The sequence below is a fragment of the Prolixibacteraceae bacterium genome, from assembly GCA_019856515.1.
In the GTDB taxonomy this organism is placed as follows: domain Bacteria; phylum Bacteroidota; class Bacteroidia; order Bacteroidales; family Prolixibacteraceae; genus Halosquirtibacter; species Halosquirtibacter xylanolyticus.
On record CP082230.1, the window covers coordinates 1,730,413 to 1,743,855 of the forward strand.

Here is a 13,443-nt window from a genome sequence, read left to right on the forward strand (position 1 = left end):
CGGCATCATGCCACAACCAAATCCGTGTAGATCCATCTAATCCGTTAAATCCGTGGCCTACTCCTTTCATCATAAATAATGATCCATTAGCCCCATGTCAATAACATTAATCGGTCAGGCCTTCAGCCCTAAATGGTAGAAGGCTACATTCCCCAAGGCTCCAACCAATAACTTGACCTTGCGGTCAAACTATGCTTTCCACCATTGGGCTAGATTCGTTTTCCCTTTCAGGGAAGGTCGCAACAACTACTAAAAATCTGTTTCATCTGTGTGCTATCACTTGCACTTCAACCTTAGCGTCTTTGTGGTGTTTTTAAAATTTGTATTAAAATCCGTATCACCGTATTCCATTTAGTGCTGTAAGTGAATACTCAAAGCTGCAATCTTCCCTGAAAGGGAAACCGAACCTAGCCCAACGGTGAAATTCATATAATGCGCGGTAGCGCAGAATATAGAATAGAGCCTTGGGTAACCATTACCCCCACAAACAAGGGCTGAAGGCCTGGCCCAAACAATTTGGAACTATTATAGCCATTTCCCTTTCAATGACATAGTTGTAATACCATTTTAAACGCAAACATCGCGTCTAAAATTGCAACAAAGAGATCTGTGCTAATCCGTTTGATCAGTTGGATTCGTGGCCATATTCACCTAAATATCAACCTTATACTTAAAGCATTTCAAATTATTGGTATCAGAAAGAAACAAACCACAATAACCTTCAACGAACCCCGAAGAGGGTGACCCAATCTAGCCCAACGGTGAAATTCATATAATGCGCGGTAGCGCAGAATATAGGATGGAACCTTGGGTAACCATTACCCCCACAAACAAGGGCTGAAGGCCTGGCCCAAACAATTTGGAACTATTATAGCCATTTCCCTTTCAATGACATAGTTGTAATACCATTTTAAACGCAAACATCGCGTCTAAGATTGCAACAAAGAGATCTGTGATAATCCGTTTGATCCGTTGAATCCGTGACCATATTCACCTAAATATCAACCCTATACTTAAAGCGTTCCAAATTATTGGCACCAGAAAGAAACAAACCACAATAACCTTCAACGAACCCCGAAGAGGGTGACCCAATCTAGCCCAACGGTGAAATTCATATAATGCGAGGTAGCGCAGAATATAGGATGGAGCCTTGGGTAACCATTACCCCCACAAACAAGGGCTGAAGGCCTGGCCCAAACAATTTGGAACTATTATAGCCATTTCCCTTTCAATGACATAGTTGTAATACCATTTTAAACGCAAACATCGCGTCTAAAATTGCAACAAAGAGATCTGTGCTAATCCGTTGAATCCGTGGCCATATTCATCTAAATATCAACACCATACTTAAATTACTTCTAATTATTGGCATCAGAAAGAAACCAAAACAATAAAACCAGAATAACAGGGGCCAGGCCTTCAGCCTTTGGTTAACGCGTGTGATATATACCCAAGGCTCCGAACCTTAAACTGAACTGACGTTCAGCATAGGTTCTACACCATTGGGCTAAGTTCGGTTTCCCCTTCAGGGAATTGTTGAAGTATTGGAGTTCATTGCAACAAAAGATCCATGAAAACCCATCCAATCTGTAGCTATATTTTCCTTCATATCTTCGTGGCTTTGTGTCTTAATAATTCTTTTAAAACTGTGCTCATCCATCTAATCCATGACCACATTATTCTTTAGAGAAGAACATCACATCCTTACCAAAAGCAGTCAAAAATAAGAGTTGAAGTACTTATCCCATATTAAACAACAACCAAGCAGTTATATGACAGCCACCAAAGACGTAATTAAAACGGACTATAAACGGTTTGAATACGGTGATGATTTAAATATAATTCAAACCTCTCTCGAAGTTCATTCGAAGAAAATACCAAATCGATGAGTGAACTTCGAATGAACTATGACCGAACATTGAATGATCACCGTATTAAGACCGTTCATATACCGTTTTTAAACCCTATTAAGTCAGGGGAAAACAAGGATCTGTTTCATATGTGTGCTATCACTTGCACATCAGCCTTAGCTTTGCTTTTCCCTTGCCTTTCATCCACAAAAAGTTCTGTTTCACCTGTGTGCCATTCTCTGTGTATCAAACCTCATATTTCAACCATTCGACATACACTGCTTCGTTTGTGTCACTTTCTAGGTACAAGAGGAAGACCTAGAAAGCGACAAGCACTCCTCACCACATACAACTTTATACACAATAATCTTTACTCATATCGCAACACCTCGATAGGATTAGTTCTGGAGGCTTTGATACATTGGAATAGAACTGCGACCAAGGAGACTGACAGGACGATAACCAATGGTATAATATAGTTCCATACCCCGATAGTAACTTTGAAGGCAAATAGAGATAAGAATTGGTCACTAAAGAATAAGAAGAGAGGAATGGAGAGGATGTAAGATAGAAATATTGGGATCATAAAGTCCAATACCTGTAAGGCAAATATCTTTGCTGTAGAGGCACCATTAACACGTCGTATGGCAAACTCTTTTCTTCGACTCTCGACTGTAAAGTTCGCCATGGCAAACATTCCAATCAACGAGATGATTAGAGCAATGATCATAAGCAGTGACATCATTCTATTTTGATTATTCTGATGGGCATATTTAAGCTTAAATGTTTCTGAAAGGATTTCATACCTAAAAGGAAGGTTTGGATTGACTTTATTCCACTGGGCTTCAACCCATCTTAATGCTGTTTGTGACTCACCGGTAGTTCTTACCATGATATAGTCATCGGCTGATAGATTTGTAAAAGAATAATAGCGATACACTAGTGGGTAATCTAAAGCATTGAAAGGGTCTCTATGGACTTCGGATGTAACCCCAGCGACAAGAAATGTTTCTCCAGTTAATATCACTCTCTTGCCAATGGCATCTTTAAGATGTAATCGCTCCACTGCAGCTCTATTTATCACAACCAGGTTATTGCACTCCTTGGAAGAGTCAAAGCAATCACCCTGCACATCTATCCCCAAGAAATCAAAATAGTTTCGTGACACCCATGCATACTCCGCATGGATTTTATCTGTTGGAGTTGTTGCTAATGCCACCATTACACCATCATCCCAACTTGCAGGAGAAGTAGATGAGTAGCAACACCCTTGTTGGTTGTCTGAGTTGGTCACAAACTTTTTGAATAGTTGATACTTCTTGGGCATCTCTCCCAATGCATTGAAAAAAACCACATTGTCTTGCTTCAACCCATTATCCCTCTGGTCCAAAAAACGAAACTGTTGGTTTACCATCATCACATAAGACAGTAGAGCAATAGAGACCGTAAATTGAACGACAATAAACAGTTTCTGAACCTTCTTATTGCCGACATGAAGAGCAGTACCTTTTAAGCTCTCTATCTCATTGGACTTTAACACTACGCAAGCTGGATATAGGGTTGTTACCACACTTACGATTATGATCACGATAAACAAAAAAGCCCATAGTATTGGATTGGTAAAATCAAAATGTATTACTGTTCCCAATACTTCATTAAACAGGGAGCTCATACCTACGGAGAGGATTAGCCCTAAGCCACAGGACAATAAGACATAGACTAGTGACCTCCAATAGAGCGATCTAATGATCGAGAACGTTGAAGCCCCATAGATACGACGTATCGCTATTCGTTTCAATTGAGACAACGATGTAAAGACAAATAGGTTAGAGAAGTTCAAGCAGGAGATTACCAAGATAAGAGTTGCTAGACTCACAAGTATGATAAGTCTTTTGTATCGATCTGATGGCGAATAAAGGTGGACCTCCTTCAAAGGCTGAAAAATGACTTTAACTTTATTCCGTTGTTCTTCCGGCTCAACTTCATAAATCTTTTTTGTCATCTTATCCGCTAAGGCTGCGAGATCTGTTCGTGGGATAAACTTATAGTAGGTAGAGAAACGATCAAATCCAGACCAAGTAGCTCGTGCCCATGGATATGCTTTGTAGATAAATGCTACAGAGCCTACTACACGTAAACGTATGCTTGAATTAGAAGGCATCTCTTTCATGATGGCAGAGACTTTAAAAGTGTGTCCTTGAAACTCAAATATCTTGCCTATTGCATCTCTCTTTCCATATAACTTCAATGCGGTAACTTCATCAATTACGATCTTATCATAAGCGTTCAAACATTGGTTTTTATCACCAAATAGAAGCGGGAAATCAAAGAACGTAAAGAAGTTACTGGATGCCATTCCAATATCCGATTGATAAAATGATTTACCTTCAGCCTTCACCATCTTAACACTTTCCTGTACAACCGAAGTAAATTCTTTGATATCTGGCATCATCTTAGGAAGTTCAGTAGAGAAACAAGGAGAGACAGTAGGGTCAATATCCTTCTCATCATTGTAGACCCCTTCGACCATTACACGATATGTCTCGTCTACACCATCATGAAAGCGATCAAAACTGAGCTCTACAAGAGTCCACCAGCCAATAAGTATCACTACAGCCAGACCTATAGCCATACCCAAAAGATTGATGGTATTGGTAAGAAGGGCTTTTTTATAATCTTGTATAAAACGATCTATTTTATTTTTCATACATTGAAATCTTAATCATTGAATTATAGGAGGTTTACTCATATCGCAACACCTCGATAGGATTGGTTCTGGAAGCTTTCACTCCTTGATAGAAAACAGTAACAAAAGTCGTAAATAAGACGATTAGAGCCGTTATCAGGTATACACCTATACCAATAGTCACTTTTAGGGCAAAGTCTTCTAAAAAGCGCTCTATGAAGAGATATGCTATGGGTAATGCAATCACATAAGAGATGATAATGGGTTTCATAAATGAGAACCATTGCAATAGGAATATCTGCCTTGAAGTGGCTCCATTGACTCTTCTGATGGCAAATTCTCTTTGTCTCATCACCACCGATAGATTTGCCATAGCAAACATCCCGAGTATGGATAGTAGAAATGCCAACACCATGGCTGTACTAAACATCCGTCTTTGATCTTTTTGACTCTGGTATAAACGACCAAATGATTCCGATAGATAACTGGGATAAATATCTAGATTGGGCTCCAGTTTATGCCAAATAGTATTCACCAACTGTAGATTCTCTTTAGATTCATTGTCTACGCGAACCATTATAGTAAAATACCTTTTTATTTGACTTTCGTCCACCGGCAAGTACAAAACAGGGTACTGTACCATGTCGGTATAATTGTAATGTATGCCCTTTACAACCCCCTGTATGATATATTTATTATCCCCAAGATAGAACGGTTTATTTAATGGTTCTTTGAGATTTAACTTATGAACCATTGACTCATTCACAATAACACTTTTATCTCGAACAGTAGATCCGAACCGCTGTCCTGTCATCTCTATTCCAAAGAACTCCATATAGTTCTTCGAGACTTTCTTCTGTTCCACAAGAAATTGATTCTCCTTATCAGTTATGGGAGCAGCCATATTACCACTCATAAAAAAAGATGGTAGTGTCGAAGCAAAACAGACCTCTTTAAGATGATCGTCTCTTTTGGCTTCTTGAGAGAAATATTCATAACATCGAGTAGGGTTGTTGGCAGCATGAAAGTAGATTACATTCTCTTTTTTCAGCCCCACATTCCGACTTTCGATAAACTCTAATTGTCGCTCGATGCCCATCACATAAATCATAAAAGCAATAGAGATCACAAACTGAAGAATCATAAAGAGATATTGTACTACATTTTTGCCCACCTTACGAAAGCGTCCAGATAGAATATCAATAATCGAGTAGTTAGATAACCACAATGCAGGATAAAGTACGGAGATAAAAGTTGTAAAAAGTATTGCCCCCAATAGTAGTCCCCATAACGAAGGGTTTCCAAAATCCAATTCAACATCGGCATGAAACACCTCATTGAATAATGAGGTCAAATGGTAGGACATAAACAGTGCAATGATAGTAGCGATAACCACATATACCAGCACTTTTTTGAAATATTGATACATGATGTGCCAACGAGAAGCACCAAATAACTTATATAGTGCCACCCTCTTCCCATCTAGTATGGAGATCGAAATAAACACATTGGAGAAATTCACACATGCTATAATCAAAATAATGATCGATAAAAAGCCTAAGGTATGTATCTGTTTGGCAACAATCGAATTCTCATCATTATAAAGATGCTGCGCTTCCAGTGAACTTAAATAGACCTCTATCTTAAATGTTTTGGCTCCCTCACAGTGATCATATACCTCTGCCTCTATCTTCTTTGCAAGCTTGTTTTTATCCACATGATCTCCAAGCTTATAATAGGTAGCAAACATATCATTATAGACCCATGAATCGATCCATTTAGGATTGAACTTATAGAGAGTTTCTCGGTTAAAAAGCATATGGACTTGAAGATGTGAGTTTCGTGGCATATTCTCTATCACCCCAGAGACTTGCAACAGATGACCACGATATGTCATGTTCTTTCCAATAACATTTAATGCTCCGAATATCTTTATCGCCGTCTCTCTATCAATGACCACATGGTTAATCTTTTCTAAACAAGATGTTGGATCGCCATAAAGAAAGGGGTAAGTAAAGAAAGAGAAGAAGTTAGACGACACTGCCACAATACCGTTTTGCATCACCTTTTTGGTGCCATAGGAGATCAGCGTAGCATTTCTTTGACAGACCATCGCAGCACTCTCAATCTCAGGCATCATTTTCGGTGCTTCTAAGTAATAAGCCGACCCTAACGTATTATCCTGCATCTTTTTGCCCTTATACAAAATACGAGCATTCACACAGTATATCTTCTCGAAATCGTCGTTAAAGCGGTCATAACTATATTCAAACATTGCCCAACAACTGGTCAATATCACCGTCGTTAAACCAATACTGAGACCCAGAATACTGATACTATTAGAGAGGAGTTCTCTTTTAAAATCATATATAAAACGTGCTATCTTTCTTTTCATCACTGAGGGATTAACCATTGGTAGGGGGGATTAGGCTTCTTTGAATTTCTCCACGACAACTTTACCATCCAACATATGCACTACTCTATCGGCATAGCTAGCATCGCGATCGCTATGGGTTACCATCACAACTGTCGTCCCTGATTTATGTAGCTCTGTAAGTAACGACATCACCTCTTGTCCATTCTTTGAGTCTAGGTTTCCTGTAGGCTCATCTGCTAGAATTAGATCAGGAGAAGATACTACGGCTCGCGCAATAGCGACTCTCTGCTGTTGTCCTCCAGACAGTTGTTTGGGATAGTGTTTTGCACGGTGAGCTATATTCATACGGGTTAAGACATCAGTGACCAAGCGCTTACGTTCAGAACGTGAATTAGACAGATACTCTAAAGGTAAAGCCACATTCTCTTCTACAGTTAAATCGTCAATCAAGTTGAAGTTTTGGAATACAAATCCAATCTTCCCAATACGATGCTTGGTGCGATCTCGCTCTTTTAACTTAGAGACCTCTTCCGACTTCAGCTCATAGCTTCCACCACATGGATTATCTAATAACCCTAAGATGTTCATTAACGTTGATTTCCCACAACCAGATGGTCCCATAATGGCAACAAATTCACTCTTCGAGACATGGAAATCTATACTATTCAGTGCCACTGTCTCAATCTCCTCCGTACGGAACACTTTATCGATGGCTTTCATTTTAATCATAAGAATATAGTTTAATTGATTAGTTTTAAAAGTTCACTACTACCATACTTTTGATACGGTGATATAATTATTGTTTCGCCCTCTTTAAGACCATCGACCACCTCATAATATTCGGGGTTTTGTCGTCCCAACTTCACCTCTCTTTTAATGGCACGATTGCCATCTTCAGAAAGAACATATACCCAGTTTCCTCCACAATCTAGATAGAAAGGTCCCCTCTCGACCAACAAAGAGCTCTTCTCTTCTCCCAACCGAAGATCGATATAGTAGGATTGTCCCCTTCTGAGCCTCTCTGGCTTTTCTCCTACAAAGAGAAGTTCGGTCTTAAACTTCCCCTCTTTTACCTCAGGGTAGACTTTTCGCACCTTTAATTTAAAAGTCATATCGCCTCTTTTCAAAGAGGCCTCTTGCCCCACATGAACCTTGTCAATATAGTGTTCGTCGATCAGCGTCACGATCTTAAAATCACTAAGAATATCGACTTGTCCTAGCGTCCGTCCTTTCATGACCGATTGCCCAACCTCCACATCTAATGTGGTTAACTGACCCGAAATAGGAGCTTTGACTTCTAGTGCATTTTTACGCTGTTGCACCAATTTTAGATTCTCTCTCATGTTATCTAAGCTCCTATTCATCTGCTCCAACTGGTTGGTTCTATAAATCGAATCTTGACACTGTCTCTCCTTGTAAAGATCAAAGCTACGAACGGCATAATCATATGCCTCTTTAGCGTCGATATATTGATCTTTGGATATCAAACTATCTTGAAATAGAAATCTATTCTGTTCCCACTTGCGTTGTCTATTTTTTATTTCGAACTCTAAAGTAAGAAGCGTTTTCTTTATATTCAACTTCTCCTGCTCCATAGTGACCATCGTGTTGCGCAAGAAGTTACTCTTTTCAGCCAACTGCGCCTCACTATTGAGTATGCTTTGATGCAGGTCGGGGTTGCTCATCTTTAGAATCACCGCTCCTTTTTCAATCATCGTACCCTCTTCCACATATTTTGCTTCTACTCTTCCGCCTATGCGAGCATCTAAAATAATAGTAGATATTGGAGCCACTTTGGCATTCACCGATATATAGTCATTAAAATGTCCTTGGGACACTTGGGATGTGATCAATCGATCTTTTCTCTCTTTATACACTGTCATATGCTCCATCCAAAAGAGTCGATAAAGAGTTAATGCTATCACTAACATAACGAAAAGCATGACGACATAGCGCATTTTAAACTTCCATCTCTTTTCTATAACGCGATCCATGATCTCTATTTTTTAATAAAACTCCAGTCCCCTAACTCATAATATCTCAAAAGCAGTCGTTGAATATCCATCTCATATTTAGCTTGTAACATCTCATACCAGCTTTCAGAGAACTGCTGTCTCACCAGTGCTACATCTTGCGGGTTAACCATTCCCACCTTTAGCTCTTTTTGGACACGTTCTAGTGCCATGGAACTGTGATCATATAGTGCTTTGGATGCGCTATATCGCTCTTTGGCACTATTTAATTGCACCCAAGTATCTTGGATCATCTGGTGAACGATTCGCTCTTTCTCCTTCAACAGCACCTTATCCATTGACAATTGAATACGAGCTTTTCGTATATTTCGACGATGTCGTCCATTATCATATATAGGGATGGATAACTTTAAGTATATCTGTTGGTTTTGATTGTTATTTATCTGATCGATAAAAGGATCATTTCTTACGCCATCTTTATTCGACAAATAGTAGTTGGTTGCATAATAGGCACCAAGCGTAAGAGTAGGCAATCGTTTTCCTCTTATCATCTTAAGACGTTTCGTATCTTTATCAATCTGATGAGAACAGCTACTCAAGTCGGCTAAGTTCATCGATGGAGAGACCAAACTATCCAATGTAAATAAGGGGGTATTAAAGGTTAACGTCGTATCTAATTTTATAGGCACATCTAGTGAAAGCACATGGTTCAACTGGTTTCGTGCCATCTGTTCATCTGAAGAAGCTTTGATATACTTACTTTTATCAGATAGGTATTGTGCATACAGCTTCTGCTCTTTTACTTTTGACTCACGTCCTACTTTAACAAACTGTTGCATATCACGGTGTAGTCGATAGCCAATATCTCTCTGTTTCTGTGCCATCGTCTTCATTTCGGAAGCCAAGAGCAATTGATAATATGCCTTGATAATGGTAGACACCGTACTGTTTTCGGCGAGTCTCTTTTCATCATTACCTTGTAACACATTATAACGATGGTAAGCAATCTCATTAACTCTGGTGAACCCTTCGAACAGCACCACACTGGTCGAAATATTCGCATTGCTACTGTAGTTGTGTATATTACTTAGTTGGTTGGTCTTGCCATCAATACTCCGTCCATAGTTAGATCGCATATCGGCAAACCCATATATATTAGGTAATAGTGCCTCTTTGCTCATCCTTAGGTCGGCTCGTCGGGCCTCCACATCTAAGGAGCTACACATCACTTGCGCATTGTGTTTTAACCCATAAGAGATACACGCTTTCAAATCCCATCTCTCTTGAGCTGATAAGAGACACGGCAGAAACCATAAACATATAATAACGATCTTTTTCATAACGACGCTTGTTGTTTGTCTTTATTCATTCAACCTGCGTGCCAAAACATGCAAACAATTCATTATCAACACAAACAGCAAAACAACGAGAACAGTAAGTGTAAAAAAATTAGACACCATGTGTCAATTCATCATACAGTTTCATAACTTTAGGTTACAAAGCATTAAATGGTTATGAAAAAAGGAAATATTCTTATTATAGATGACAATCAAAGTATTCTCACCACGCTAGAGTTACTTTTATGTGGTGAATTCCATCAGGTATTGACACTAAAGAATCCTAACTTGATATTACAACAGATCCAAGAGCATCAGATTGATGTCGTTCTTCTGGATATGAATTTCGATGCTGGAATCAATACAGGCAATGAGGGGATCTACTGGTTAAGTCAAATCACACAAAACCATCCACATGTGAGTGTCATTATGATTACGGCTTTTGGAGATATTGACCTGGCAGTCAAGACGGTAAAAAATGGGGCTTTTGACTTTATTCTTAAACCATGGAATAACCAAAAGATCATCACTACAATACATGCTGCGCTAAAGATGAGCCTTAGCCATCAAGAGAACCGAAAACTAAAGAGTAAGACCGACAAACTGCAGAACTTACTACACACCCCAGATGTCGAGATCATTGGCACTTCGCCTGCCATTAAGGAGGTGATGGCTATTGCAGAGAAGGTAGCTGCAACCCATGCCAATGTACTGATTACGGGAGAGAATGGAACGGGAAAAGAGGTATTCGCCGAATATATTCATCAGATGTCCCATCGAAAAGAGGAACTACTCGTCACCGTCGATATGGGAGCGATAGCCGCAACGCTCTTTGAGAGCGAACTATTTGGACATTCCAAAGGTGCCTTCACAGGAGCCAATGAAGAGCGCATTGGTAAGTTTCAAGCGGCCAATAAGGGAACTCTCTTTTTAGATGAGTTAGGCAACCTTCCTTTGGACCTACAATCGAAACTACTGTCTGCGTTACAAACACGTACAGTAACCAAACTGGGAAGTAATCGTGCCGAAAGCTTTGATGTGCGACTTGTCTGTGCTACCAATATGAACATACAAGAGATGATTCAGAATGGACAGTTTCGCGAAGATCTATACTATCGTGTAAATACCATTCAAATAGAGCTTCCTCCACTACGAAGACGTGGTCATGACATCATTCTTCTAGCCAACCACTTCCTCAAACAGTATGGAAAGAGATACAATAAGCCATCTCTTCATCTCAGCACCAAAGTACAGAAAGAGATGCTTGAATATACATGGCCTGGAAATATTAGGGAGCTAAGACATTGTATGGAGAAGGCAACCATACTGACAGATAGTGCTTGTATCGAAAGCCTCAACCTTACCAATGCCCAAGCTTCAGCTCCTCTTGAACTCTTAGATTTGGATCTTCATGAGATGGAGAAAAAGCTTATCTCACAACATCTACAAGCAGCAGAAGGCAACCTCTCAAGGGTCGCTTCCAAGCTAGGTATTACAAGACAAACCTTGTACAACAAACTAAAGAAACACAACCTATGAGAATCCCAAATCTATTTGTTCATCTGGCAGGAAGTATCATAGGAATCATTCTTTCAAGCATGGGAATCCTCTATGGGATAATATTCTCTTATCACCTCGTATGGCTACTATGCTCCATCTTTTGTGGTTATCTATGTTACGCCAGTATCAGAAAGGTATACAGTGAGCTACAGAAGATCGATCACTACCTGCTCGGCATCCTCAATAAAGACTCCTCGATGAAAATAGATGATCAGAAAGGAAGCCCAGTATCACGTGATATTGCAACAAAGATCAACCAGATTGTTCAACTATACAAAGAGAACAAACAGGAGATCCTACATAAAGAGCTATACTATAGTGCCATTATAGACAAATCAAATACTGGACTGTTCTCATATGGAGAAGACGATAGAGTGATTGATTGTAACCCCAAAGCAAAGCAACTTCTTGGGCTAGAGAACTTACATCATATTCAGTCATTAAACAAAATAAACACCTCTATACCCACCTTCTTAAAGGATCAAATAAAGAGTAACAAGCAACAAAAGCATCTGTTTGAAGGAGACAACAGTAAGCTTCTCTTTAACACCTCAGAGCTCATTATCGATGGAAAGAGAATCTCTATAGTCGCAGTGCATGATATCACTCTCGAACTAAATAGGAATGAGACAGAAGCATGGATCAAGTTGTCTAGAACCTTATCCCATGAGATCATGAATGCCATGACACCCATGATATCCCTCTCCAACGTGATCTTGGGATACTTTAAACAAGGGGATCAAAATGCGACCATTGACACAATTGGTCAGCAACAGATCGATAATGCCGTAAAAGCCCTTAATATCATCGAAGATCAGGCAAAAGGGCTCGTGCAGTTTGTTAACAATTACCGTCAGTTCACCATCTTACCAGAGCCAGAACCAATAGCCTTCAATATAAAAGAGCAGTTTGATTCACAGCTCCTTCTCTACAAAGAGATGCCTCATGCTGACAAAGTAGATATCATATGTAATATTCCAGAAGAATCAGCTCTATTTTGTGATGCCAAACTACTTCATCATGTCATGATGAACATCATCAAGAACGCCTTAGAGTCATTTAACTTCGCTGTTCAGAAATATCCTAAGATTATTATTGAGAGTCACCAGCGATATAATCGAACCCACATAACCATTACAAATAACGGAATGCCAATAGATAGAGAGACAGAGAAACAGATCTTTACGCCATTCTATACCACCAAAGAGAGTGGATCAGGCATAGGGCTTAGTCTAAGTAAGCAGCTGGTCATCAAAATGGGAGGAAACCTGACGCTCAACACCAATACGACCAATACTGAATTTATCATTCAACTACCAAGCTAGTGTAACAACCTTTTAGTTCACGTCAGTATTTATCATCATTAATAGACAAGTTTATTGGTCAAATGAACTAACTCATTTGTTTCGAGCTGATGTTACAACATGCACTGAAAGTGCTACAGATTAATAAAGTAGGGATGTTCCCTAAAGCCACGAATTTTATATGCAGCATTAAAATATTCAACATTAGGCTAAGTTTATTTCAATCAGGTATAAATACAAAACCTGACCATATTAAATCATTATTTGAGACGAAAAGGGTAAAATTAAAGATCGAATTAAAATTACACATCTCTAACATGAGAGAGTTCAGTGGTGCCCAATTAAAAGGGTGTATT

The 13,443-nt window shown here is 39.3% G+C and carries 7 protein-coding genes; 2 read left to right on the top strand and 5 right to left on the bottom strand.

Going from position 1 to position 13,443, the window contains the following annotated elements; genetic code table 11:
• Positions 1–2,220: 2,220 nt before the first annotated feature.
• The 5 genes from K5X82_06015 to K5X82_06035 are packed head-to-tail and all read right to left on the bottom strand — an operon-like array spanning position 2,221 to position 10,226.
• Positions 2,221–4,557, bottom strand: coding sequence for an ABC transporter permease (locus tag K5X82_06015; protein QZT38449.1), 2,337 nt, complete (start codon positions 4,555–4,557; stop codon positions 2,221–2,223).
• Positions 4,558–4,591: 34 nt separating this feature from the next.
• Positions 4,592–6,931 carry an ABC transporter permease gene (locus tag K5X82_06020; GenBank protein QZT38450.1) on the bottom strand — a complete coding sequence of 780 codons (2,340 nt, stop codon included), beginning with the start codon at positions 6,929–6,931 and terminating at the stop codon, positions 4,592–4,594.
• Positions 6,932–6,961: 30 nt separating this feature from the next.
• Positions 6,962–7,642 (bottom strand): ABC transporter ATP-binding protein, encoded by a 681-nt coding sequence (locus K5X82_06025; protein ID QZT38451.1) that lies wholly within the window; start codon positions 7,640–7,642, stop codon positions 6,962–6,964.
• A gap of 11 nt (positions 7,643–7,653) precedes the next feature.
• A complete protein-coding gene (locus K5X82_06030; GenBank protein QZT38452.1) occupies positions 7,654–8,907 on the bottom strand; it encodes an efflux RND transporter periplasmic adaptor subunit in 1,254 nt (417 codons plus the stop codon).
• A 5-nt stretch (positions 8,908–8,912) separates the two neighbouring features.
• Entirely contained in the window at positions 8,913–10,226 is a 1,314-nt protein-coding gene (locus tag K5X82_06035; protein ID QZT38453.1) for a TolC family protein, read from the bottom strand.
• A 174-nt stretch (positions 10,227–10,400) separates the two neighbouring features.
• On the opposite strand from K5X82_06035, the gene K5X82_06040 reads away from it, so the two are divergent.
• Together K5X82_06040 and K5X82_06045 are read left to right on the top strand one after the other, a co-directional pair.
• On the top strand, positions 10,401–11,762 hold the full coding sequence (locus K5X82_06040) for a sigma-54 dependent transcriptional regulator (GenBank protein ID QZT38454.1): 1,362 nt from the start codon (positions 10,401–10,403) through the stop codon (positions 11,760–11,762).
• Positions 11,759–13,108 (top strand): PAS domain-containing sensor histidine kinase, encoded by a 1,350-nt coding sequence (locus K5X82_06045; GenBank protein ID QZT38455.1) that lies wholly within the window; start codon positions 11,759–11,761, stop codon positions 13,106–13,108. Before K5X82_06040 ends, K5X82_06045 begins: the two co-directional genes overlap by 4 nt.
• Positions 13,109–13,443 lie beyond the last annotated feature (335 nt).